Source organism: Nocardia sp. NPDC057663, from assembly GCF_042799895.1.
In the GTDB taxonomy this organism is placed as follows: domain Bacteria; phylum Actinomycetota; class Actinomycetes; order Mycobacteriales; family Mycobacteriaceae; genus Nocardia.
Window position 1 is genome coordinate 513,058 of the sequence record NZ_JBHVHX010000001.1, and the last position, 26,663, is coordinate 539,720.

Annotated in this window: 7 protein-coding genes (1 of these 7 running past the window's edge); 1 reads left to right on the forward strand and 6 read right to left on the reverse strand. The window is 70.7% G+C overall.

Going from position 1 to position 26,663, the window contains the following annotated elements; genetic code table 11:
- The 3 genes from ACFVAV_RS02410 to ACFVAV_RS02420 form a co-directional block, all read right to left on the reverse strand.
- Positions 1 to 21,647: the beginning of a non-ribosomal peptide synthase/polyketide synthase gene (locus ACFVAV_RS02410; RefSeq protein ID WP_379028687.1), read on the reverse strand. 22,111 nt of this gene lie to the left of the window's left edge; 21,647 of the gene's 43,758 nt are visible here — the first part of the coding sequence; the start codon lies at positions 21,645 to 21,647; its stop codon lies off the left edge, out of view.
- 468 nt (positions 21,648 to 22,115) lie between these two features.
- The gene (gene cobM / locus ACFVAV_RS02415) at positions 22,116 to 22,871 is read right to left on the reverse strand and encodes a precorrin-4 C(11)-methyltransferase (RefSeq protein ID WP_379028689.1); all 756 of its coding nucleotides are present in this window, start codon (positions 22,869 to 22,871) and stop codon (positions 22,116 to 22,118) included.
- Between the two features lie 79 nt (positions 22,872 to 22,950).
- Entirely contained in the window at positions 22,951 to 23,553 is a 603-nt protein-coding gene (locus ACFVAV_RS02420; RefSeq protein WP_379028691.1) for a hypothetical protein, read from the reverse strand.
- Between the two features lie 17 nt (positions 23,554 to 23,570).
- On the opposite strand from ACFVAV_RS02420, the gene ACFVAV_RS02425 reads away from it, so the two are divergent.
- On the forward strand, positions 23,571 to 24,308 hold the full coding sequence (locus tag ACFVAV_RS02425) for a DUF3105 domain-containing protein (RefSeq protein ID WP_379028693.1): 738 nt from the start codon (positions 23,571 to 23,573) through the stop codon (positions 24,306 to 24,308).
- Here the strand turns inward: ACFVAV_RS02425 and ACFVAV_RS02430 are convergent.
- The 3 genes from ACFVAV_RS02430 to ACFVAV_RS02440 are packed head-to-tail and all read right to left on the reverse strand — an operon-like array spanning position 24,280 to position 26,651.
- Entirely contained in the window at positions 24,280 to 24,705 is a 426-nt protein-coding gene (locus ACFVAV_RS02430; RefSeq protein ID WP_379028695.1) for a PPOX class F420-dependent oxidoreductase, read from the reverse strand. The two genes, ACFVAV_RS02425 and ACFVAV_RS02430, sit on opposite strands and share 29 nt — an antisense overlap.
- A 57-nt stretch (positions 24,706 to 24,762) precedes the next feature.
- A complete protein-coding gene (locus ACFVAV_RS02435) occupies positions 24,763 to 25,380 on the reverse strand; it encodes a LuxR C-terminal-related transcriptional regulator (RefSeq protein WP_379028697.1) in 618 nt (205 codons plus the stop codon).
- The gene (locus tag ACFVAV_RS02440) at positions 25,377 to 26,651 is read right to left on the reverse strand and encodes a sensor histidine kinase (RefSeq protein WP_379028699.1); all 1,275 of its coding nucleotides are present in this window, start codon (positions 26,649 to 26,651) and stop codon (positions 25,377 to 25,379) included. The genes ACFVAV_RS02435 and ACFVAV_RS02440 overlap by 4 nt, the downstream gene beginning before the upstream one ends.
- Positions 26,652 to 26,663 lie beyond the last annotated feature (12 nt).

Genomic DNA, 26,663 nt, shown 5'->3' on the forward strand with positions numbered 1-26,663 from the left:
GCGACCTGCAGCACCGTGTTCGGGGTGACGCCGAGGTCGGCGGCGAGGGCGACCAGGCGGGCCGTGGCCGGCTCGTCCAGGTCGAACAGGTACTCCTCCGACAGGGCCGCGATCTCGCGGCTGGCGTCGGGCCGGGCCAGCAGGGTCGGCTCGGTGACGCCGCGCAGCGCGTCGGACCACGCCGCCACCGACACCGAGTGATCCTGCTGGGCAACCCATTCCAGGAAGTGGCGGTAGGAGCGGACGGCGGGCAGCGCGCTCGTGTCGCCGTGCAGGGCGTAGAGCGCGAGCAGGTCACGCATGACCAGCGGCGTCGACCAGCCGTCGAGCAGGATGTGGTGGTTGGACACCACGAAGCGCCACTCGTTCTCGGCGATCTGGATCAGGGTGAACCGGATCAGCGGCGGCGCGGCCAGGTCGAAGCGGGCGTTGCGGTCGGCCTCGACGAGGTCGGCGAACTCACCGGTCTCGGTGCGGTCGTGCTCGGTCCACGCGACCTGAGCGTGGTCGAGCACGATCTGGACGGCATTGCCGTCGTGGTCGGTGACGAACGCGGTGCGCAGCGTCTCGTGCCGGTCCAGCAGGGCCTGGGCGGCGGCGCGCAGACGGGTGGCGTCGACGCGACCGGACAGCGTCAGGACCGCCTGGGCGGTGTAGACGTCGACCGAGCTGGCGGCGAGGCGGGCGTGGAAGAACAGACCCGCCTGCAGCGCGGCCAGCGGCCACACCTGGGTCAGCTCGGGGTAGCGCTTCTCCCAGACGTCGATATCGCCCTGGGTGGAGCGCACCAGCGCGAAGTCGGACGGCGTGTGGCCGCCCGCGTCGGCCGAGTTGGCGTGCCGGGCGACGGCTTCCAGCGCGGTGACCCACAGGTCGGCGAACTCGCGCACCTCGGCGGCGGCGAGCAGGGTGCTCGGGTAGCCGATATTGGCGCTGAGCTTGTCGCCGACGACGATCGCGTTGACATCCAGCGGCGCCATCGCGGGCATGTCGGCGTCGTAGGCGCCGCCCAGGGCGGCCAGCTCAGGAGCGGGGATCCAGCCGAAGCCGCGCAGCGCGTCGGGCACGTCGCTGTCGGCGACGCGGCCCAGGTAGTTGAAGCTGATCTGGCCGGGCAGCTGGGTGGGCAGTTCCGCCGCGGTCTCGGCGTTCATGTACCGCAGCAGGCCGTAGCCGATGCCCTTGTCGGGCACGGCCAGGAGCTGTTCCTTGACGGCCTTGACCGCCTGGCCGAGGGCGGGGCCACCGGCGAGCGCGGCGTCGATGTCGATGCCCGCCAGGTCCAGGCGGACCGGGAAGATCGCGGTGAACCAGCCGACGGTGCGGGACAGGTCGGCGCCGGGCGCGACCTCTTCCTCACGGCCGTGGCCTTCGAGGCGGACCAGCAGCGCGTCGTCGTGCGCGGCGCCGTTGCCCGCGGCGACCCGGGTGCCGCGCCACTTGGCGGCGGCCAGGGCCAGCGCGGTGAGCAGACCGTCGTTGACGCCGCCGTGGAACAGGGCGGGCACGGTGGTCAGCAGGGCCTTGGTGACCTCGGCGGACACCTCCACCGGCAGCTTCTCGATGACGCCGGAGACGTCGACGGCCGGGTTCATCGGCCGCTCGGTGAGCAGCGGGTCCGGGGTCGCGACGACCTCGCGCCAGAAGTCGAGTTCGGCGGTGCGATCAGGGTTGCGCGCCTCGTCGGCGAGCGCATGCGCCCAGGCCCGCATGGAGGTGGCGGGGGCGACCAGCTCCGGCTGCTGACCGGCGGACAGCTGGCCCCAGGCCGCGACGAAGTCCGGCACCAGGATGCGCCAGGACACGCCGTCGACCACGAGGTGGTGCGCGACGACGATCAAGCGTCCGGCGCGGGTGACCTTCGCCGGAGCCGCGGCTTCGGTGCCGGGCAGCGCGCCGACGGGCGAACCCGCGGCATCGCCGGTCGCGGGCAGCGAGATCGCGGGCGCAGCGGCGACGTCATCGGTCGCGGGCAGCGAAACCGCGGGCGCCGACGCGCTCACGGTCGGCTCCAGCCATACGAACCGGACGACGACGCCGGCGGCCGGATCGAGCCGGTCGAGGCTGGCATCCAGTGCTGCGGAGGCGATCCCGACGAGCTCCTCGTCGGTGGCGGTCGCGTCGAAGGTGCTGTGGTCGATCAGCGCGTCGGCCTCGACCGCACCGGCGGGCGCGGTGTCGACGACCCAGCGGCCGTCGACCTGGTGCAGGCGCGAGCGCAGCATGTCGTGGCGGTCGATGACCGCGCCGACGGTGGCGGCGATGCCCGCGCGGTCGATGCCGACCGGCAGCTCCAGCGCCATGGTCTGGTTGAACCGGTCGAACGAACCGGACCGCTCGGCCATGAACCGCACGACCGGGGTCAGCGGCAGCTCACCGACACCGCCACCGGGCAGCTCGGCCAGCGTGACCGCGGAAGCCGCCGCCACATCGGCGGTTTCGGCGACCGAGGCCAGACCGGCGACGGTGCGCTGCTCGAAGACGTGGCGCGGGGTGAACAGCACACCGCGGGCCTTGGCCCGGGAGACGAGCTGGATGGAGACGATCGAGTCGCCGCCGAGGGCGAAGAACGAGTCGTCGACACCGACGCGCTCGACACCGAGCACCTCGGCGAAGACCTCGGCGATGGTCTGTTCGATCGAGGTGCGCGCGGCGCGGAAGGTGACCTCGGTGGCGAACACCGGCTCCGGCAACGCTTTTCGGTCGAGCTTGCCGACCGGGGTCAGCGGCACACGGTCGATCACCATGATCGACGAGGGCACCATGTAGGCGGGCAGGCGATCCTCGACGTGCGCGGTCAGCGCCGCGACATCGATCGAATGACCCGGCGCGGCCACCACATACGCGACCAGCGAGACCGCGCCCGCGGTGCTCTTGTGGCCGACGGTGACCGCGAAGTCGACGGTCTCGTGCGAGGCGAGCGCCGAGTCGATCTCGCCCAGTTCGATACGGAAGCCGCGGATCTTGACCTGGAAGTCGGAGCGGCCGACGTACTCGACGGTGCCGTCGCCGGTCCAGCGCACGACGTCACCGGTGCGGTACATCCGCTCCCCCGGGACGAACGGGTCGGCGACGAACCGGTCGGCGGTCAGGCCGGCACGGGCGTGGTAGCCACGGGCCAGCTGGATACCTGACAGATACAGCTCACCCGCGACACCCACCGGAACGGGCTGGAGCTGGGCATCCAGGATCAGCGAACGCATGCCGCGAGTGGGGCCACCGATGGTGACCAGCTCGCCCGGCACCAGCGCGGCGCTGATGTTGGTCATGATCGTGGTCTCGGTCGGGCCGTAACCGTTGTGGAAGGCACGAGTCGTGCCGTCCGCCAACGGAACCGCCCACTTGCTCACCAGATCGGCGGGCACCGCTTCACCACCGGCGACCAGCACCCGCAGCGAATCCAGGCCGCTCGGGTCGAAGGTGGCCAGGGCGGCGGGGGTGATGAAGGCGTGGGTGACCCGCTCGGCGCGGATCAGCTCGGACAGTTCGTCACCGCCGTAGACACCCGGCGGCACGACGACCAGCGCGCCGCCACGGGCCAGCGCCAGCAGCAGCTCGAGGATCGAGGCGTCGAACGAGGGCGAGGCGAAATGCAGTGCGCGGGTATCGGAGTCGAGTGCGTAGCGCTCGGTCTGCTCCTCGCCGAAGTTCGCCAGACCGGCGTGGGTGACCACGACGCCCTTGGGCACACCGGTCGAGCCGGAGGTGTAGATGACGTAGGCGGGCTGCTCGGGCGTGGTCGCGCGGACCAGCTCCGCATCGTCGATCGGGCCGCCGTCGAAGGCGTCCAGATCCAGTTCGTCGAGCACCAGCCAGCGCGCCGATTCCGGCAGGCCCTCACGCACGGAGGCGACGGTGAGGCCCAGCGGTGAACCGGAGTCGGTGACCATGTGGGCGATGCGGTCGGCCGGGTAGGTCGGGTCGACCGGCACGAAGGCGGCGCCGGTCTTGGCGACGGCCCAGGCGGCGAACACCGAGTCGGCCGAACGCGGGACGCCGACGGCGACGAGGTCTTCGGCACCGATGCCCTCGGCGATCAGCAAGCGCGCCAAGCGGTTCGAGCGCTCATCCAGTTCGGCGTAGGACAGGGCTGTCCCCTGGAACACCACGGCGTCGCCGGTCGGGTTCAGGGCGACGGCCTCGGCCAGCAGGCTGCGCAGGGTGCGGGCGGGCACCGGCGGCTCGCCGACGCGGAGCACCAGGTCGGCCCGCTCGGCGGCGTCGAGGACATCGATCGCTCCGACGGTCACCGCGGCATCGGCGGCGACGGCGTCGAGCACGCGCTCCCAGCGGGTCGCGATGGTGTCGACGGTGGCTTCGTCGAACAGTTCGGTGGCGTAGTTCAGTGCCAGCGCCATGCCGCCACTACCGGGCTCACCGAGCTCGGAGAGGGTGAACTGCAGGTCGAAGCGGGCGACGCTCTCGTCGAGATCGAGCGCCGACACGGCCAGGCCGGGCAGTTCCAGGGTGGTGCGGTCCAGGTTCTGGAAGGCCAGCATCACCTGGAACAGCGGGTTGCGCGACTGCGAACGCTCGGGCGCCAGCAGTTCCACCAGGCGCTCGAACGGCACGTCGGCATTGCCGTAGGCGTCGAGGTCGGCCTTGCGGGACTGCTCGAGCAGGTCGGTGAAGGACTCGGCCGGGCGCACGCCGGTGCGCAGCACCAGGGTGTTGACGAACATGCCGACCAGGTCGTCGAGGGCCTGCTCACCACGGCCGGCGATCGGGGTGCCGATGGCGATGTCGTCGGAGCCGGACAGGCGCGAGAGCAGCACGGCCAGCGCGGTGTGCATGACCATGAACAGCGACGCGCCCTGGCGGCGGGCCACCTCGTCGAGCTTGGCGATGAGTTCCGGCGCGAGCTCGCGGTGCACGGTGGCGCCGCGGTGCGAGGCGATGGCCGGGCGGGCCCGGTCGAACGGCAGGGTCAGCTCGTCGGGGATGCCCGAGAGCTGGCGCTGCCAGTACCCGACCTGGCGCGACAGGAGCGAGTCGGCGTCGTCCTCGGTGCCGAGGACCGCGCGCTGCCAGATCGCGAAGTCGGCGTACTGCACCGGCAGCGGCGCCCAGCCGGGCGCGGTGCCCTGGGCGCGGGCGGTGTAGGCCAGCATCACGTCGCGGGTCAGCGGCGCGATGGAGAAACCGTCGGCGGCGATGTGGTGCACGACCACGACGAGCACGTGTTCGGTGTCGGTGACCTTGAACAGGCGGGCGCGCAGCGGAACCTGTTCGGCCACATCGAAACCGGTGGACACGAATTCGGTGACGGTGCCGAACAGCTGATCCTGGGCGACCGTGACCGGGCGCAGATCCAGCGAGATGCGTTCGGCGGCAACGATCTGCTGCACCGGGGTGCCACCGTGCTCGGGGTAGCGGGTGCGCAGCGATTCGTGCCTGCGCACCAGGTCGGCCAGCGCCAGCGACAGCGCCTCGGTGTCGAGCGCGCCGGTCAGGCGGATCGCGACGGGCAGGTTGTAGGCGGCCGAGGTGGTGTCGTACTTGTTGAGGAACCACATGCGCTGCTGCGCGAACGACAGCGGAACCAGTTCACCGTCGGTGCGCTCGCGGGCGACGAGCGCCGCGCGGGCGGTGCCGCCGGTGTGCGATTCCACCCGCGCCGCAAGGGCTTCCACGGTAGAGGCTTCGAACAGCGCGCGCACCGGCACGGTGGCGCCGAGCGCGGCGCCGATGCGGGCGACCACACGGGTCGCGATGAGCGAGTTGCCGCCGAGGTCGAAGAAGTCGTCGTCGACGCCGACCCGGTCCAGGCCGAGGACGTCGGCGAAGACCGCGGCGACGGTCTCCTGCACCGGGGTGACCGGGGCGCGGAAGGCACGGGCCTGCACCGCCGGAGCCGGCAGCGCACGGCGGTCCAGCTTGCCGTTGACGGTCAGCGGGATCCATTCCAGCCGGACCAGTGCCGCCGGAACCATGTAGGCGGGCAGCTGTTCGGCGGCACCGCTGCGCACGACGTCGAGCTCGGGCTGGGCGTCGCCGTCGGCGACGACGTAGGCGACGATGCGCTGGTCACCCGGCTGGTCCTCGCGGACGATGACCGCGGCCTGGGCGATACCCGGCTGCGCGAGGACGGCGGCTTCGATCTCACCGAGCTCGATGCGGAAGCCGCGGACCTTCACCTGATCGTCGGCACGGCCGAGGTATTCGAGTTCGCCGAAGCGGTTCCAGCGCGCGAGGTCACCGGACCGGTACAGGCGCGAGCCCGTCTGGTTCGGGCCTGCCAGGGGGTTGGCGACGAAGCGGGTCGCGGTCAGGTCGGGGCGGCCGAGGTAGCCGCGCGCCAACTGCGGTCCGGCAACATACATCTCACCCGCGACACCGACCGGGACCGGGCGCAGCCGGTTGTCGAGCACGTACACGCCCAGGCCGGCGATGGCCCGGCCGACGACCGAACCGGCCGCGGCGGCAATGGTTTTCGCGTCGAGCGCGCGGAACGACACGTGCACCGTGGTCTCGGTGATGCCGTACATGTTGACCAGCGTCGGCGAGCTGTCACCGTGGCGGGCGACCCAATCCGAGAGGCGGCGCAGCTCGAGCGCCTCGCCACCGAAGACGACGTAGCGCAACGCCAGCGGCTCCAGGCCGGGTCCGGCGATCCGGTCGGCCTCGGCGAGCTGGTAGAACGCCGACGGCGTCTGGTTGAGCACCGTCACCTGCTCCACCCGCAGCAGTTCCAGGAACTGCTCGGGCGAGCGCGAGGTGTAGTAGTCGACGACGATCAGCGAGCCGCCGAACAGCAGCGGACCCCACAGCTCCCACACCGAGAAGTCGAAGGCGTAGGAGTGGAACAGCGTCCACACATCGCGCGCGCCGAAGCCGAAATCGCGGTCGGTGTTGGCGAACAGGCGCACCACGTTGCGGTGCGCGACGGCGACACCCTTGGGGCGGCCGGTCGAGCCCGAGGTGTAGATGACGTAGGCGACATTGTCCGGCGAGAGCGGGGCCAGCCGGTCGGCGTCGGTGACCGGCAGGTCGTCGGCGTCCTCGACATTGCCGGTCTCCACGGCGAAACCGTCGAGCACCACCGAGGGCAGGTGCGCGGGCACCGTCACCTGGACCGTGGAATCGAGGACCACGCTGGTGGGGCGGGAATCCTCGAGCACGTAGGCGATGCGCTCGGCCGGGTAGGTCGGGTCCACCGGCACATAGCCCGCGCCGGTCTTGACGACGGCCAGCAGCGCGACGACCAGGTCGAGCGAGCGCGGCAGAATCACCGCGACCAGCGACTCCGGGCCCGCGCCGTCGGCGATCAGCCTGCGCGCCAGCACATTCGCGCCGCGGTCGAGCTCGGCGTAGGTCAGCGATTCGACGCCGAACTTGGCGGCGATGCGGTCCGGGTAGGCCGCGGCCGCCGCGTCGAACAGGTCGACCAGCGTCGTGTGCTTGTTGCCGAACAGGCCACGGCGGTGGCCCGCCGGGGTGCTGGCGTCGTGGATGACCGGCAGGGCGATCGCGTCGGCTCCGGAGGACACCCAGCGCTGCGCGACGTCGCGCTGTTCGGCCTCGCCGAGCAGGTCGATGTCGCCGACGATCACGTCGGGGTTCTCGGCGACGCTGCGCAGGATGCGGATCAGGCGGTCGCCGAAGGCGGCGACGGTCTCGGGGTCGAACAGATCGGTGGCGTAGTTCCACGACATGGCCAGCGAGCCGTCGGCGGCTTCGCCCACGGTCAGCTGCACGTCGAATTTCGCTGTGCCCGGGTCGAAGTCGACGACATTCAGGTCGAGGCCGGGCAGGGCGACGGTGCCGGTGTCGGCGGCGGTGGCCGCCTCGAAGGTGAGCGCCACCTGGAACAGCGGGTGGTGGGCCTGCGAGCGGGTGGGGCTGAGCACGTCGACGAGCCGCTCGAACGGCACGTCGGCATTGGCGAAGGCCGACAGGTCGACCTTGCGGACCTGGTCGAGCAGGTCGCCGAAGCTGCCGCCGAGGTCGACCTCGCTGCGCAGCACCAGGGTGTTGACGAACATGCCCACGAGGTCGTCGAGGGTGCGCTCGCCACGTCCCGCGATCGGGGTGCCGATGGCGATGTCGGTGCTGTTGGACAGGCGCGCGGCCCAGGTGGCCAGCGCCGCGTGCATCACCATGAACAGGGTGACGCCGTGCGCGCGGGCGATCTCGGTCAGCGCCTGGTGCAGCCTGGCGTCGACCGAGAAGCGGTACAGGTCACCGGCATTGGTGGCGATCTCGGGACGCGGGCGATCGGCGGGCAGCTCGATCTGGTCGGGCAGGTCGCGCAGCTGTTCGGCCCAGTAGGCGATCTGGCTCGCGGCGACCGACTCCGGATCGGACTCCTCGCCGAGCACCTCCCGCTGCCACAGCGTGTAGTCGGCGTACTGCACCTCGAGCGGGGCCCACGCGGGAACCTCGCCGCGCACGCGCTCGGTGTAGGCCACGACGACATCGCGCAGCAGCGGGCGCAGCGAGAAACCGTCACCGCTGATGTGGTGCATGACCAGCACGGCGACATGGTTGCGCTCGTCGACGCGCAGCAGGCTCGCGCGGAACGGCACCTCGCGGGTGACGTCGAAGTGCACGCTCGCCAGCTCCACGACCCGGGCGACGACCTCGTTGGCGGTGACCGGCTGGGCGGGCAGCGCGAAGCGGACCTCGTCGGCGGGCAGGACCTGCTGGTAGCCGGCGCCCTCGACCTCGGGGTAGAAGGTGCGCAGCGACTCGTGCCGCGCGGTCACATCGGCGATGGCCGCTTCCAGCGCGGCGACGTCGAGATCACCGGTGAGGCGGATCGCGACCGGGATGTTGTTGACGGCGGTGCGGTTGTCGAAGCGGTTGAGGAACCACATCCGCTGCTGGGCCTGCGACAGCGGCACCAGCTCGGGGCGCGGCTGCGGCACCAGCGGGATGCGCCCGCCGCGACCGGTGGCGGTCTCCACGCGGGCCGCCAGCGCGGCGACCGTCGATGCCTCGAACAGCGCGCGCAGCGGCACCTGGGTGTCGAGCGCCTCGGACAGACGCGCGGCGACCCGGGTGGCGACCAGCGAGTTGCCGCCCAGCTCGAAGAAGTCGTCGTCGAGGCCGACCTGACCGGCGCCGAGCACCTCGGCGAAGGTGGCGGCGACGATCTGCTGCACCGGGGTGACCGGTGCCTGGAAGGTGCGCGCGGCGAACACCGGCGCGGGCAGCGCCTTGCGATCCAGCTTGCCGGAGGCGTTGAGCGGGAAGGCGTTCAGCACCACGTAGGCGGCCGGGACCATGTACACCGGCAGCTCGGCGCCGAGGGCGTCCTTGACCGCGTCGGTGTCGACGATCGAGCCCTGCTGCGGGATGACGTAGGCGACCAGCTGATCACCGGTGCGCTCGTCGGCCCGGACCACGACCACCGACTGGGCGATCTGCGGCAGCGCGGTGAGCGCCGACTCGATCTCGCCGAGCTCGATGCGCAGACCACGCAGCTTCACCTGGAAGTCGGTGCGGCCCAGGTATTCCAGCTCGCCGTCCGCGGTCCAGGTGACGAGGTCACCGGTGCGGTACATCCGCTCGCCGGGCGCGAACGGGTCGGCGACGAAGCGGTCCATGGTGAGGTCGGGGCGACCCACATAGCCGTGCGCCAGCTGCACGCCCGCGAGATAGAGCTCACCCGCGACACCCACCGGAACGGGCTTCAGCCGCGAATCCAGCACGTACAGACGGGTATTGAACACCGGCGCGCCGATCGGCACGGTGTCGGTGTCGGCGTCGGTGACCTCGTGATAGGTCACGTCGACCGCGGCCTCGGTGGGGCCGTACAGGTTGTGCAGCGCGGCACCGGTCAGCTCGCGCAGGCGCTGCGCGGTCGGCGACGGCAGCGCCTCACCGGAGGCGAACACATTGCGCAGCGAGACACACTCGGCGGCAAGGGGTTCGGTGACGAACACGGCCATCATCGACGGCACGAAGTGCACCGTGGTGACCTGCTCGGCCGCGATCAGGCGGGCCAGGTAGGCCGGGTCGCGATGCCCGTCCGGCTTGGCGACGACCAGGCGCGCGCCGACCTGCAAGGGCCAGAAGAACTCCCACACCGACACGTCGAAGGTGGCGGGTGTCTTCTGCAGCACCACGTCGTCGGCGGCCAGGCCGTAGGCGGCGTGCATCCACACCAGGCGGTTGACGATCGCCGCGTGGCTGACCGCGACGCCCTTCGGCCGACCGGTCGAGCCGGAGGTGAAGATGACGTAGGCGGTGTTGTCCGAGCGCAGCGGGCGATGCCGGTCGGCATCGGTGACCGGCTCGGCCGAGTGGCCGGACAGGTCGAGCTGGTCGATGCGCACCTCGCGACCGGCGGCCGCGGGCAGGCTCTCACCGGAGGTCAGCACGCAGACCGGCTGCGCGGTGTCGAGGATGTGCTCGATGCGCTCGGCCGGGTGATCGGGGTCAAGCGGCACGTACGCGCCACCGGCGGCGGACACGGCGTACATGCCGACCAGCAGGTCGATCGAGCGCCGCATGCCGAGGGCCACATACGATTCCGGGCCGACACCGGCGTCCTTGAGCCAGCGCGCCAGCTGACGCACCCGCACCGCGAACTCGGCGTAGGACAGACTCGTCCCCTCGAACGTGAGCGCGGTCGCGTCGGGCGTGCGCGCGACCTGCGCTTCGAACAGGGCGTTGAGGGTGGCCGGGTCGTCGTCGCTGGGGGTGCTCAGCGCGGCGTCGACGGCGAATTCGGTGTCGTTCCACTGGTCCAGCACCAGGGTGCGCTCGGCGTCGTCGAGCAGCTCGATGTCACCGACGGCGACCGCCGGGTCGGCCACGATGCCGGTGAGCACGCGCAGCAGGCGGGCGCCGAAGGTCGCGGCGAAGCCCGCGTCGAAAAGGTCGGTGGCGTAGACGAGTTCGGCCTCCATGTGGCTGTCGTCGTCGGCGGGCACCTCGCTGAGCGCCAGCTGCAGATCGAACTTGGCCACGTGCTGGTCGATGCCCAGCTCGGAGACGGTGAGGCCGGGCAGTTCCAGGGTGGTGCGGCCCAGGTTCTGGAACGAGAGCATCACCTGGAACAGGGGGTGCCGCGCCTGCGAGCGGGCCGGGTTGAGCACCTCGACGAGGCGCTCGAACGGCACGTCGGCGTGGGCGAAGGCGGCCAGGTCGTTCTCGCGGACCCGGGCCAGCAGCTCGGTGAAGGTGACCGCGGGGTCGACCTGCGCGCGCAGCACCAGGGTGTTGACGAACATGCCGACCAGGTCGTCGAGCGCCTGCTCGCCACGGCCGGCGACGGGGATGCCGACGGCGATGTCCTCGGTGCCCGACAGCCGCGACAGCAGCACGGCGAAGGCACTGTGCACCACCATGAACAGCGTGGTGCCGTGCTCGTGGGCGACCCGGTTCAGCGCGTCGACGAGCTCGCCCGGCACCTCGAAGCGGTGCGTGCCCGCCTGGTAGGTGGCCTGCGCGGGCCGCGACTTGTGGCCCAGGCGCAGTTCGTCGGGCAGATCGGCGAGCGCGCCGCGCCAGTAGTCGAGCTGCTCGGAGATCAGCGAGGTGGGATCGGTCTCCTCGCCGAGGGTTTCGCGCTGCCACAGCGCGTAGTCGACGTACTGCACCTCCAGCGGCGGCCAGCCCGGCTCGGCGCTGGCGGTGCGGGCGACGTAGGCGGTCATCAGGTCGCGCACCAGCGGGCGCAGCGAGAAGCCGTCGGCGGCGATGTGGTGGACCACCATCACCAGCACGTGCTCGCGCTCACCGAGCTCGTAGACCCGCAGACGCACCGGGGCGTGCGCGGTGACGTCGAAACCGCGGCGGGCGAACTCGTAGAGCGAGGTCGCCATGTCGGTCTCGTCGGCCTCGACCAGCTCCAGCTCGGGGATGGAGACCGCGGCGGCCAGCACCTTCTGGAAGGCGGTGCCGTCGTGCGAGGGGTAGACGGTGCGCAGTGACTCGTGCCGCGCGATGACGTCGGCGACCGCGCCGCGCAGCGCGGGCAGATCGAGCAGGCCCTGCAGGCGGACGGCGACCGGGATGTTGTAGGTGCCGGTGTCGCCCGTGTCGCCCAGGTCGAAGCGGTTGAGGAACCACATGCGCTGCTGGGAGAGCGACAGCGGCGGGTGCTCGGGCCGCTGACGCGCGGTGAGCTCGGCGCGCACGCCGGTGCCCGCGTGCGACTCCACCCGGGCCGCGAGCGCGCCGACGGTCGGCGCCTCGAACAGGGTGCGCACGCCGACCTCGGCGTCGAGCGCCTTGCTCAGCCGGGCCGCGACCTGGGTGGCGACCAGCGAGTTGCCGCCGAGGGCGAAGAAGTCGTCGTCCACGCCGACGCGGTCGGCGCCGAGCAGGTCGGCGAAGATCTCGGCGACGATCTCCTCGATCGGGGTCGAGGGCGCGCGGAATACCTTGGCCTCGAACACCGGCGCGGGCAGCGCCTTGCGGTCGAGCTTGCCGGAGGCGTTGAGCGGGAACTCGTCGAGCACGACCAGCGCCGCGGGGACCATGTAGGCGGGCAGCTCGGCGGTGATGCCCGCCTTCACCGCGGCGACGTCGATGCTCGAATCCGCTTCGGGCACCACGTAACCCACGAGCTGGTCACCGGCGTGCGGGTCGGCGCGCACGACGACGACCGACTGCGCGACGCCCGGCTGGGCCAGCAGGGTCGCCTCGATCTCGCCGAGCTCGATCCGCAGACCGCGCAGCTTGACCTGGAAGTCGGTGCGGCCCAGGTAGTTCAGTTCGCCGTCGCGGGTCCAGGTGACGAGGTCACCGGTGCGGTACATGCGCGAACCGGCGGCGCCGTACGGGTTGGCGACGAAACGGTCGGCGGTGAGATCCGAACGGTTGAGGTAGCCGACGGCGAGCTGATCGCCCGCCAGGTACAGCTCACCCGCGACACCGGGGGCTACCGGATGCAGCCGCGAATCCAGCACGAACACCTTGGTGTTCCACACCGGACGGCCGATCGGCACCGACTCCACGTCGGTGTCGACGACCTCGTGATAGGTGACGTCGACCGCGGCCTCGGTGGGGCCGTACAGGTTGTGCAGGCGGGCACCGGTCAGCTCGCGCAGGCGCTGCGCGGTGGGCGCGGGCAGCGCCTCACCGGAGGCGAACACCTGACGCAGCCGGACCGCGTCGCCGTTGCCGTTGCTGCCCAGGGTGGACACGAACACCGACAGCATCGACGGCACGAAATGCGCTGTCGTGATGCCGCGTTCGGCGATGATCTGGGCCAGGTACACCGGGTCGCGGTGGCCGTCGGGCTTGGCGACGACCAGGCGCGCGCCGGTCTGCAAGGGCCAGAAGAACTCCCACACCGAGACGTCGAAGGTGGCCGGCGTCTTCTGCAGCACCGCGTCGGCGGCGTCGATCGGGTACTCGTGCTGCATCCACAGCAGGCGGTTGACGATCGCGGCGTGGTCGACCGCGACGCCCTTGGGGCGACCGGTCGAACCCGACGTGAAGATCACGTACGCGGTGTTCGACGGACGCAGCGGCCGGGTCCGTTCGGCGTCGGCAATCGGCGAGCCGCTGAAATCGGCGGGCGCTTCGATGTTCTCGACCGTGTGCACGGTGACACCGTCGGCCTCGAACGCGTCGCGGCGGCTGGTGAGCACCAGGCGCGGCTGCGCGGTCTCGATGATGTGGCCGATGCGGTCGGCGGGCTGATCCGGGTCCAGCGGCACGTACGCCGCACCGGTCTGCAGCACCGCGTACATGGCCACGACGAGCTCGGTGGAACGCCGGATCGCCAGCGCCACATGGTCACCGGGGCCGACGCCGGAGCCGATCAGGCTGCGGGCGATGCGGTTGGCCCGCTCCTGGAGCTCGCGGTAGGTCAGCGACTCGTTCTCGAAGACGAGCGCGACCGCGTCGGGGGTCCGCTCGACCTGCGCGTCGAACAGCGAGACCAGAGTGCCCGCGGGCACCTCGCGCGCGGTGTCGTTCCAGTCGACGAGGACCTGCGCGTGCTCCTCGGGCGCCAGCAGGTCGATGTCGCCGACGGCCACCTCGGGATCGGCGACGATGGCGGCGAAGATGTTGTCGAGCCTGCGCGCGAACGCGGCGACGGTCGACTCGTCGAAAAGGTCCAGCGCGTAGGAGAATTCGGCCGACATGCCGCCGGCTTCCCCGTCGGTGTCCTGCACCTCGGTCAGGGTCAGCTGCAGGTCGAACTTGGCCAGCTGGGAGTCGTAGTCGATGCCGCTGACCGACAGGCCGGGCAGCTGCAGCGAGGCCTGCTTGTTGTTCTGGAACGACAGCATCACCTGGAACAGCGGGTGACGCGCCTGCGAGCGAGGCGGGTTCAGCACCTCGACGAGCCGCTCGAACGGCACGTCGGCGTGCGCGAACGCCTGCAGGTCGGTCTCGCGGGCCTGGTCGAGCAGGGCCGCGAACGAGGTCGCGCCCTCGACCTGCGAGCGCAGCACCAGGGTGTTGACGAACATGCCGACCAGGTCGTCGAGGGCCTGGTCGCCACGGCCGGCGACCGGCGTGCCGATCGCGATGTCGCTGGTGCCGCTGGCGCGGGCCAGCAGCACGGCCAGCGCGCTGTGCATGACCATGAACAGCGAGGCGTTGTAGCGGCGGCCCAGTTCGACCAGGGCGCGCTGGGTGTCGCCGGAGATGACGAAGCCGTAGGTGCCGCCGCGATAGGTGGCGACCGGCGGGCGCGGGTGATCGGCCGGGAGCACCAGCTCGTCGGGGAGATCGGCGAGTTCGCGGGTCCAGTAGTCGATCTCGGAGGAGATCAGCGACGCCGGGTCGTCCTCGGAGCCGAGGACCTCACGCTGCCACAGCGCGTAATCGGCGTACTGGACCGGCAATTCGGCCCAGGTCGGCGCCTCCCACGAGGTGCGCGCGGCGTAGGCCATGATCACATCGCGCGACAGCGGCGCCATCGACCAGCCGTCGGCGGAGATGTGGTGCACCACCATGCCGAGCACGTACTCGGTCTCGCTGATCTCGAAAAGCCGTGCGTGCAGCGGCACTTCGCTGGTCACGTCGAAGGCCATCGACGCCAGGTCGATCAGATGGTCGATGAGGTTGTCCTCGGTGACCCGGTACGGGGTCAGGTCGGGGACGATCTGCGCGGCGTCGAGCACCACCTGCACCGGGCCGTTGCCCGACTCGGGGAACACGGTGCGCAGCGACTCGTGCCGGTCGATCACATCGATGACGGCGACCTGCAGCGCGGCCACATCGAGGTCACCGGACAGCCGGATCGCGACCGGGATGTTGTTGACCGCCGAGGCGGTGTCGAAGCGGTTGAGGAACCACATGCGCTGCTGGGCCAGCGACAGCGGCACCACGCCGGGCCGCTCACGGGCGACCAGCGCCTTGCGCGCGCCGTCACCGGCCTGGGACTCCACCCGCGCGGCCAGCGCCGCGACGGTGGGCGCCTCGAACAGCATGCGCACCGGGACACGGGTGTCCAGGGCGATGCCGATGCGGGAGGCGACCTGGGTGGCGATCAGCGAGTTGCCGCCCAGCTCGAAGAAGTCGTCCTCGACACCGACCCGCGAGAGCTCGAGCACGTCGGCGAAGACCTGCGCGACGATCTGCTCGATCGGGGTGGTCGGGGCGCGGAACTCGCGCACCTCGAACACCGGGGCGGGCAGCGCGCGGCGATCGAGCTTGCCGTTCACCGTCAGCGGGACGGCGGCGAGCACCATGATCGACGACGGAACCATGTAGGTGGGCAGGCGCTGCGCGACATGCTCGGTCAGTGCGGGGATATCGATCGAACTGCCCGGCACCGCAACGACATAGGACACCAGCGAGGTGCTGCCACCCTTGTTCTTGTGGCCGATGCTGACCGCGAAGTCGACGGTCTCGTGCGAGGCCAGCGCGGAGTCGATCTCGCCCAGTTCGATACGGAAACCGCGGACCTTCACCTGGAAGTCGGAGCGGCCGACGTACTCGACATTGCGGTCGGCGGTCCAGCGCACCACGTCACCGGTGCGGTACATCCGCTGACCGGGCGCGTACGGGTTGGCGACGAAACGATCCGAGGTCAGCGCGGCGCGCGCGTGGTACCCACGCGCCATACCGACGCCACCGATGTAGAGCTCACCGGCGACGCCCACCGGCACGGGGCGCAGGCGGTCGTCGAGGATCAGGGTGTGGACACCGCGGATCGGGCCACCGATGACGACCCGCTCCCCCGGGATCAGGCCCTCGGAGAGGTTGGAGGCGATGGTGGTCTCGGTGGGGCCGTAGACGTTGCCCAGCATGCGGCGCGAGCCGTCGGGCAGGCGCACCGCCCACTTGGTGACCAGCTCCGGCGGGACCGCCTCACCACCGGCCGCGAGCACCCGCAGGTGGTCGAGGCCGCGCGCGTCGAAGGTGGCCAGCGCGGCCGGGGTCACGAACGCGTGGGTGACTTCCTCGGTGATGAGGATGTCGCGCAGTTCCTCACCGCCGTAGACACCCGGCGGGACGACGACGAGCGTGCCGCCACGGCCCAGCGCCAGCAGCAGTTCCAGCACCGACGCGTCGAACGAGGGCGAGGCGAAATGCAGTGCGCGGGTGTCGGAGTCGAGCGAGTACAGGTCGATCTGCTCGGCGCAGAAGTTGGCGACGCTGGCATGGGTGACCACGACGCCCTTGGGCACACCGGTGGAGCCGGAGGTGTAGATCAGGTACGCGGGCTGCGCGGGATCGGTCGGGCGGACCAGCTCGCGCGGCGCCAGGGGCGCGTCGGAGAAGTCGTCGAGGTCGATATCGTCGATCTCGATCCAGCGCACCGATCCGGGCAGCTCGCCCGCCTCGGAGGTGACCGTGATGCCCACGGACACACCGGCATCGGTGATCATGTGCGCGATACGGTCGGCCGGGTAGTTCGGGTCGACGGGCACGAACGCGGCACCGGTCTTGGCGACCGACCACACCGCGAGCACCGACTCCAGCGAACGCGGCACCGCGACGGCGACGAAGTCCTCGGCGCCGAGGCCCTGCTGGATCAGCAAGCGCGCCACCTGGTTCGAGCGGCGATCGAGCTCGCCGTAGGACACAGCTGTCCCCTCGAACACGACCGCGGTCGCCTCGGCGTCGCGGGCGGCCTGCGCCATCAGCTGCGGCAGGGTGCGCGCGACCGCGGCGGGGGCGCCGTAGCGGGTGACCAGGTCGGTGCGCTCGGCGTCGTCGAGCACGTCGATCGCGCCGACGGTGACGGCCGGGTCGGCCAGGATCGCGTCGAGCACGCGCCGCCAGCGCAGCAGCAGTTCCTCGACGGTCGACCGGTCGAACAGGTCGACGGCGTAGGTGAGCACGCCGGTCATGCCCGACAGCGAGCCCGAACCGGTGTGCTCCTCGGTGAGGGTCCACTGCAGGTCGAACTTGGCCATGTCGACCTCGACCTCGTCGGCGTCGATCGACAGGCCGGGCAGTTCCAGGGTGCCGTGCGACATCTCCTGGAACGAGAGCACCACCTGGAACAGCGGGTGGCGGGCCTGCGAACGCGACGGGTTGAGCACGTCGACGAGCCGCTCGAACGGCACGTCGGCATTGGCGAACGCGCTCAGGTCGGTTTCGCGGGTGCGCGTGAGGAATTCGCTGAACGGCTGGGTCGGGTCGACGTCGGAACGCAACACCAGGGTGTTGACGAACATGCCGATCAGGTCGTCGAGCGCCTGCTCGCCACGGCCGGCGATGGGGGTGCCGACCGCGATGTCGGTGGTACCCGACAGGCGCGCCAGCAGCACCGCCAGCGAGGCGTGCACGACCATGAACAGGGTGACGCCGTTGGCGCGGGCCAGGGCAGCGAGCTGCTCGTGGGTGTCGGCGTCGATGTCGAAGCCGACGCGCGCGCCGCGGAAGCTCTGCTGCTGCGGACGCGGGCGGTCGCTCGGCAGATCGAGCTGGTCGGGCAGGCCGTCCAGCGCCCGCTGCCAGTAGTCGAGCTGGCGCGCGGCCATCGACGCCGGATCGCTCTCGGCGCCGAGCAGTTCGCGCTGCCACAGGGTGTAGTCGCGGTACTGCACCGGCAGCGGCGCCCAGCCGGGGGCCTCGCCCGCCGAGCGGGCCAGGTAGGCGGTGGCGACGTCGCGGGCCAGCGGGCCGAAGGAGAAGCCGTCGGCCGCGATGTGGTGGACGACGAAGGCGACCGCGAATTCCGGTGTGCCATTGGTGGTTCCGCCGGTCACCTGGAAGATCCGCACGCGGATCGGCAGTTCCAGGGTGACGTCGAAACCGGTGGAGGCGAAGTTGATCAGCTCGTCGTGCAGCAGCGACTGGTCGATCGGGGTCACCGTGATGCCCAGGTCGAACTCGTCGGCGCCGAGCACCTGCTGGAAGCCGCCGTCGGCGTCGGGGAAGATCGTGCGCAGCGATTCCTGGCGCACGACAACGTCATCGAGCGCGGCGATCAGCGCGTCGACGTCGACGCGGCCCTTCATCTGCACGACGAAGGGCAGGTTGTAGGTCGGCGCGGCGGGGTCGAACTGGTTGATGAACCACATCCGCTGCTGCGCGAGCGACAGCGGTACCTGGTCCGGATGCTGCTGGGCGACCAGCGGCGGACGCGCGGCTGAAACATCTGCGGGCGAGACGGATTCGGCGCGCGCGGCCAGCCCGGCCACGGTCGGGGTCTCGAACAGCGCGCGCACACCGAGCTGGATGCCGAACGCGGCGCCGATCCGGGCGACGACCTGGGTGGCGACCAGCGAGTTGCCGCCGAGTTCGAAGAAGTTGTCGTCGGCGCCGACCCGCTCCTGGCTGAGCACATCGCCGAAGATGCCCGCCACGATCTGCTCGGCCGGGGTGCGCGGCGCGCGGAAATCACCTGCGGCAGCACTGAACACGGGCTCGGGCAGGGCCTTGCGGTCCAGCTTGCCCGAGGTGTTGAGCGGGAAGGCGTCGAGCACCATGATCGACGCGGGCACCATGTAGGTGGGCAGCTTCTCGGACACGAACCTGGTCAGCGTCGCCGGGTCGGCGGACTGGCCGGGCGCGGACACGATGTAGGCCACCAGCTGCTGACCGGTCGCGGTGTCGACCACGAGCACCGCGGCCTGGCTGACGGTCGGGTGCGCGAGCAGGTCGGTCTCGATCTCGCCGAGCTCGATACGCTGACCGCGGAACTTCACCTGGAAGTCGGTACGGCCGATGTATTCCAGGACGCCGTCGGCGTTCCAGCGCACCAGGTCACCGGTGCGGTACATGCGCTCGCCGGGGGCGCCGACCGGGTTGGCGACGAAGCGGTCCGAGGTCAGGTCGGGGCGGCCGCGGTAGCAGCGGGCCAGCTGACGGCCCGCCAGGTACAGCTCACCCGGTGCGCCGATCGCGGCCGGGCGCAGCCGCGAATCCAGCACGTACACTTCGACATTCCACTCGGGGATACCGATCGGCACCGTGACGGTGTCGGCCTCGGTGGCCTCCCAGTAGGTGACCGAGACCGCGGCCTCGGTGGGGCCGTACAGGTTGTGCAGGCCCGCGGTGGAGATCGCGCGCAGACCGGCGGCGGTCTCCGGCGGCAGCGCCTCACCGATCACGAAAACCGCACGCAGCGTGGCGCATTGGGCCTGCGTGGCGTGCGAGACGAAGACGGTGAGCATCGACGGCACGAAGTCCGTCACGGTGACGCCGTGGCGTTCGATCATGTCCGCGACGTAGAGCGGGTCGCGATGACCGTCCGGCGAGGCGATGACCAGCTCGGCGCCGACCATCAGCGGCAGGAAGTAGCCCCACAGCGACACGTCGAAGGTGGTGGCGGTCTTCTGCAGGTAGACGTCGTCGGCGGTCAACCGGTACTCGTCGAGCATCCACAGCTCTTGGTTGACGATCGCGTGGTGGGTGACCGCGACGCCCTTGGGGCGGCCGGTCGAACCCGAGGTGTAGATGACGTAGGCCGTGTTGTCCGGGCGCAGCGGCGCCAGGCGCTCGGCGTCGGTGATCGGGGTGTCGGCGAACGCGGCGGTGTCGAGGGTGTCGATCGCCACCCTGGCCACCGTGCTCGGGAGGTCGAGGTCGTCGCCGGTGGTGGTGAGCACGCAGACCGGTGCCGCGGACTCGAGGATGTAGGCGGTGCGGTCGGCCGGGTGATCCGGGTCGATCGGCACATACGCGCCACCGGCCCTGAGCACGGCGTGCATGCCGACGACCAGGTCCAGCGAGCGGCGCATGCCCAGCGCCACCAGCGACTCCGGACCCACGCCGTCGGCGATCAGGAACCGGGCCAGCCGGTTGACCCTGGCGCCGAACTCGGCGTAGGTGAGGGTCTGGCCCTCGAAGTCGAGGGCGATCTTGTCCGGGGTCAGCGGGATCTGCGCGTCGAGCAGCGCGGGCAGGGTGGTCGCGGGGACCTCGTGCGCCGAGTCGTTCCACTCGGTCAGTGAGCGCTCCAGCTCGGCGGTACCGGTGACCGGCAGGCTCCACACCGGGGCCGCGGCGTCGGCGGCCAGGAAGCGGTCGAAGAACTCGAGGAACCGCGCGTGGTGGGTGGCCGCGTCGGCCGCCGAGTACAGGTTCGGGTTGGTCTCGAAGTCGATGTGCGAGCGGGTGCCGCCGTGCGACTGATAGAAGTTGACGCCGAGGTCTTCGATGGAACCGGTGGAGAGCACGTTGAGCGTGCCGTCCATGTCACCGAAGCGCAGCTCGTTGTCGAACAGCATGATGTTGACCCACGGGCCGAAGAACTCCGTGGCGACCATGCCGTCGCCCGCCGAGTCGCGGCGGATGTCCTCGTGGCGGTAGCGCTGGTGGCGCAGTGCGCCGGAGACCTCGGTGGTGACCGCGCGCAGCAGGTCGGCGACGGTGGTGTCGTGGCCGACGCGCAGGCGCAGCGGGACGATGTTGGAGGTCACACCGCCGGAGCGGCGCATCACGGCGGTGGTGCGGCCGGTCACCGGAAGGCTGAGGATGACGTCGGCGGTGCCGGTGATCTGCGCCAGGTACGCCGCGAAACCGGCGATCAGCAGCGGGGCCGAGGTGGTGTCGTGGCGGGTGATGGCGTCGCTGAACAGGGCGTCCTGCGCCGGGCTCAGTGCCGCGCTGGTGACATCGTTGACCGGTGACGGCGGCGCCGATCGGCCCGTGAGGCTACTGCCCTCTTCCAGCCCGGCCACCCGCTGGGCCCAGTGCGACCTGTCGGATTCGAAGCGGGTGCTGTCGCGGTAGGCGATCTCGGAGTCGTAGAGCGTGCGCAGGTCGGTGGCCTTGTCGGCCGGCGCCTCGGTGCCGGTGACGGCCGCGGTGTAGAGCTGTGCCGTGCGGGTGACGAAGTTGTTGGCGCCGAAACCGTCGAGCACGATGTGGTGGACGCGGGCATACCAGTACCAGCGCTCGTCCTCGAGCTGCAGGGCGGCGGCCTGCACGAGGCGGTCCTTGACGATGTCGAGCGGGCGGCTGTACTCGCCGCGCATCCACTCCGCGGCGGCGGCCTCGGGGTCGGACTCGCCGCGCAGGTCGACATAGATCAGCGTGTCGTCCTGGGTGAGGTCGACGGTCTGCATCGGTTCGCCGTCGATCTCGACGATGCGCAGGAAGCCCGACTGCTGCTCCGCGGCGGCCGCGGAGCTGGCGCGCTCGAGGGTCGCGACATCGAGGCGACCACGCAGGTCGACGAACTGCGCGATGTTGATCGGCACCAGCGGGTCGACGTGCTGCGCGTACCAGATACCCAGCTGTGCGGGCGAGAGCGGGAAGTACTCCGCAGAGTCTCCACGTCCGTCACCAGTTTCGCCGTTTCCGCCGAAATCCAGCCGGTCCAACCCAAACCTCGTTTCCGGAACACCCGAGCAGGCGCTCCCCCGACGACACCGGAACGCAGGCGCCTCAGCCAGAACTAGCTTGGCGCCTGCGTCTCGGGTTCAATTCTCGAAATCAATCAGGCAAAAATGTCCATTGGCACTATCTGTCGGCCCGGCCGATCGTGTTACACGGCCGAGACCGCGCTCATGATCGTCTGACCGGCAGCGCCGGTGTGCTCCTCGCAAACCATCGCACCAATCTACCGGTGCGCTCGCCCGGCAACCAACCACCTCCATAGCGACCCGGCATCGAACCAGGTAGACCGGCAGTGACCCGTTAGCTGATGCTTGTCTGTGCGCTCACATCGTCGCGGGCCCGCCCCGCCACCGCAGCGAATGAGGCGTGGATCACACCAATTGGTCTGTTGCGGCGTCGGATCCACCGCCTCCGCCGACCTGAGAGACCAGCCGGCCACCGGCTACCAGGCGCTACTGGCTGAGGCCTCGCACCCTGGCCGGGTCGTAGAGGTGCGACTGTGCGCAGTCGATCGCGACGGTCAGGGCGCGGCCGACCAGGATGACGGCGGCTTGGCGTAGGCCGGCGGCCTCGACCTGGTCGGCGATGTCGGTGAGGGTGCCGCGCAGGATCAGCTGTTCCGGCTGGCTCGCGCGGTAGACCACGGCGACCGGGCAGTCCGCGCCGTACTCGTCGACGAGTTCCTCGGCGAGGACCCGGATGCGGGTGATCGCGAGGTGCAGGGCGAGGGTGGCGCCGGTGGCGGCGAAGTTGGCGAGGGCCTCGCCCGCGGGCATCGCGGTGGAGCGGGCCTGGGTGCGGGTGAGGACGACCGACTGGACGACCTCGGGGACGGTCAGCTCGGTGCCGAGGGCGGCGGCCGCTGCCGCGTAGGCGGGGACGCCGGGGGTGATGTCCCAGGGGACGCCGTGGGCGTCGAGGCGGCGGGTCTGCTCGGTGAGCGCCGAATAGAGGGACGGGTCGCCCGAGCACAGGCGCGCCACGTCACGGCCCGCCTCGTGAGCGCGGACCAGGTGATCGGTGATCTGGTCCAGGTCGAGGCGCTGGGTGTCGATCAGTTCGGTGTCCGGCGCGCAGTGGGCGAGGACCTCGGGGTCGAGGTAGGTGCCCGCGTAGAGGCAGACCGGGCTCCGGCGCAGCAGGTTCACCGCACGCACCGTGAGCAGGTCGGCCGCGCCGGGGCCGGCCCCGATGAAATGAACAGCCATGGGGCGCGAGTCTACGGCCGCATGCTCGCCCGAGCCCGCGCTGTGCGCTCGGGCGGACCGAGCCGCCGGCCTTCGGCAGTCAGCTGAGCGCTTCCTCGATCGTCGTCGCCGTCACGAACTGGAGAGCCCACCGATCCAGCTCCTCCAGCGTCGCCGCCCGCACTCGCACGGTCACGGCCTCGGACACAGCACCGAACTTGAGGCCCAGCTGCTGAAGCAGCATGCCGCCCTTTCCGCGAACCTCACCCTCAGATTTGCCGCGGGCCTCGCCACGGGCTTCCAATATTTCAGCAGTGGTCACGATGGCCTCCCTCACCTGCGGTTCCAGCAAGTCCAGCAGCGGTTCGAACTTCTCCGGTTCAACGTCACTGACACGACCAATGTACGTCACGACCGCCTGCAGATCGTCGAGACCGTTCGGGCCACCGAACATGACCGAGACGTCATCGACCAGCGAAAACAGTCGCTCTACGACGTCAGCGCGACTTGCCACCTGCAACGCGTACAACATCACCAACACCGCCGGTGTCAACGGCCGCTTCCGCAACTCGACCAGATCGACGGCACAGCGCGTCGTGCGGACTACCCCCTTGATCAGCCATAGCCATACCGGATGAGTACCAGACGGGTAGGACAGGTATCGCGGGCAAGTAAGTTCTGACCCGTCGGCGGAGGCCGGCACGACGACAGGGGACCCCGGTGCGGAATTCGAACACGACGATCGGCACGAGGCGCGCACGCGCCGCCGCGGCGGGCATCGCGGTCGCCGCGGCCTTCGCCGCCGGCTGCACGACCGACGACAAGGTGGACGGCACCGCCACCGCCTCGATGGACTCCTTCGTGCCGACCGCGGACAACCAGGATCCGGCCCGCGAGATCCCCGGCGTCGTGATCACCGAGTTTCCGCCCGGCCTGCATGTGACCAGCACCCAGCGGGTCGCCTACCCCACGATCCCGCCGCTGGGCGGACCGCACGACAGCAGGTGGGCGGCCTGCGACGGCGTCGTGTACGCCACGGGCGTCCGCACCGAGAACGTGGTGCATTCCATGGAACACGGCGCGGTGTGGATCGCGTACAACCCCGACCGGGTGAGCGCCGCGGACCAGGCCGCGCTCGCCGCGCGAGTGACGGACAAGCCGTACACCCTGATGTCACCGATCCCCGGCATGGCCCACCCGATCTCCCTGCAATCGTGGGGCCACCAACTGAAACTCGACAGCGCCGACGATCCACGGATCGACCAGTTCATCGTCGCGCTGCGCGAAAACCCCTACACCACCCCGGAACCCGGCGCGACCTGCTCGTCGCCCCTGTTCGATCGCAACAACCCACCGCCGTTCGACCCCACCGAGCCCGGACCCGGCGCCGTGGATCCGAACAGCGACGGCGCCGCGGTACCCGACGTGCCTACGCCGTCACCTGGAAGTGGGCGATGATCTTGGCCGGCCGGACCCGCACGACAAGCTCCCCCGCGACGCCGTTGCGCTTGCCGAATTCCTCGGCCTTGTCCGGACCCATATAGCGAGCGGCGATCTCGGTCGCCGTCCGGACGAGCTCGTCGAGATCCTCGGACAGCGTCACCGTGCCCTGCACCTCCACCAGCGCGTACGGCGGCTCCTCGAGATCGACGCACAGGGCGACCCGTGGATCCCGCGCGAACGCCCGCCCCTTGGCGGTGTTCTTGCCGGTATTGAAGACCAGCTCGTCCCCTTCGACGATGAACCAGACCGGGGTGACCAGCGGACGACCGTCGGCGCCGGTAAAAGCCACCTTGCCCGTTCGTGTTCCATGGGAAAGGAATTCGCGCACCTGGGGATCAGCGAGTGAGGCCATGCGATCAGGGTAGGCGGGCGGCCGGGTGAACCCACGCTGCGACAGCGGTGTCGCGTGTCAGATCGCGCCCTGTTCGCGTGCGGTCGCCACCGCTGAGGTGCGGGATTTGACGCCGAGTTTGGCGTAGATGTGGACCAGGTGGGATTTGACGGTGGTCTCGCTGAGGAAGAGTTGTTTGGCGATGTCGCGGTTGGACAGACCTGCTGCTACCAACCGCAAGACTTCGACTTCGCGGGGGCTCAGCGTGGTGTCGGCGCGCCGGACGCGGGTCATCAGGCGGGAGGCGACGGTCGGTGAGAGGACGCTTTCGCCCGCGGCGGCGGCGCGGACGGCGGCGAGGAGCTCGGTGGGCGGGGTGTCCTTGAGGAGGTAGCCGACGGCGCCGGCTTCGATGGCGCCGAGGATGTCGGCGTCGGTGTCGTAGTTGGTGACCACCAGGACGTTCGGCGGGCTGGGCAGGGCGCGCAGGTCGGCGGTGGCGGCGGCGCCGGAGCGGCCGTCGCCGAAGCGCAGGTCCATCAGGACCAAGTCGACGGGGTTGGCGGCGCAGAAGGCAACGGCCGCATCGGCATCGGCGACATCGCCGACGACGGTGATGTCGTCGGCCGCCTCGAGCAGGGCGCGCAGACCGGCCCGCACGATGGCGTGGTCGTCGGCGAGCAGCAGCCGGATCACGCGACCGCTCCCAGCGGGAAGGACACGGTGACCGCGGTGTGGCCGGGCTCGGATTCGATCGTCATCCGGCCGCCCTGCTGCTCGACGCGGCTGCGCATGGCCGCCAGGCCGAACGCGCCGGCGCGGGGCCCGCGCAGCACGGCGGGGTCGATGCCGATGCCGTCGTCGACGATGTCGAGGTGCACGTCGGTGTCGTCGTAGGTGAGGGTGACCCGCATGCGCGCGGCCCCGGAGTGCTGGACCACATTGGCGACCGCGCTCTGCGCGATCCGGACCAGCGCGGCCTCCACCGGCATCGGCAACCGCTCCGGTTCACCTTCGACGAGCAGCTGGGTCGACAGCGAGGACGACCGCGCACGATCGCAGATCCGTTCCAGCGCTTCGGCGAGCGACTGCCCGTCCAGCGCGGCGGGCGACAATTCGTCGATGAGCCTGCGGGTTTCGGCCAGATCCTCGGCGGCGGTCTCGCGCGCGAGCCGAATCCGGTCCAGCGCGGGATGATCCGGCGCCGCCTGCTCGGCCGCGTGCAACAGCAACTGGATACTGCTGAGCCCCTGCGCGACGGTGTCGTGGATCTCCTTGGCCAGCCGTTCCCGCTCGGCCAGCTTGCCCGCGGTGCGTTCCTGTTCGGCGAGAATCGCTCTGGTGCCGAGCAATTCGTCGATCAGCCGCTCCCGTTCCACCGCTTCGCGATACAGCGCCTGATAGCCCAGCCCGATGCCGATGGCGACCAGGGCGCCGAGCACCGGCCCGACCACCGCACCCACCGACCAGCCACGGTGCGCCGCGAATCCGATGACGCCGACGGCCGTCGCCAGCACCACCGCGATCAGGTTCCACGGCCGCGGCAGCAGATGCAGGTAGAGGAAGAACAAGCCGAAGGCGAGATACACCGCGTCCGGCGTGAGCCCGAGCAGCGCCAGCCACAGCACGGTCAGCGCGGCCAGCCACACCCCCACCACCCGCGAATCCCACCCGGCCCCGCTCCGGCGATCTGCTGCCGGCGCAACACCCGGCACCGCCCGCGCGTCGGCCGCGCGGACCGATGCGGGGACACCGGCGGCGACCCGGTCCCCCGAGCGCCGCGGCAGCTCGGTGCCCGCGAAGTAGACGGCCAGCCAGACCACGGTCAGGGCGACGACCCCCGCACCGTGCCCACCGCCACCGGGCAACAGCGCCCGCACCGCGACCACCACACCCAGCACCGTCACCAGCACATGCAGGCCGAGCCGCAGCGTGGTGACCACCGGGGTCAGGGGGGACGAGTGCACCCGACCAGCTTA

What these genes read in the sequence shown, in the direction of transcription:
- cobM (WP_379028689.1), bottom strand. Translation starts at nt 22,871, where the DNA reads ATGGCTGTTCATTTCATCGGGGCCGGCCCCGGCGCGGCCGACCTGCTC.
- ACFVAV_RS02430 (WP_379028695.1), bottom strand. Translation starts at nt 24,705, where the DNA reads ATGGCCTCACTCGCTGATCCCCAGGTGCGCGAATTCCTTTCCCATGGA.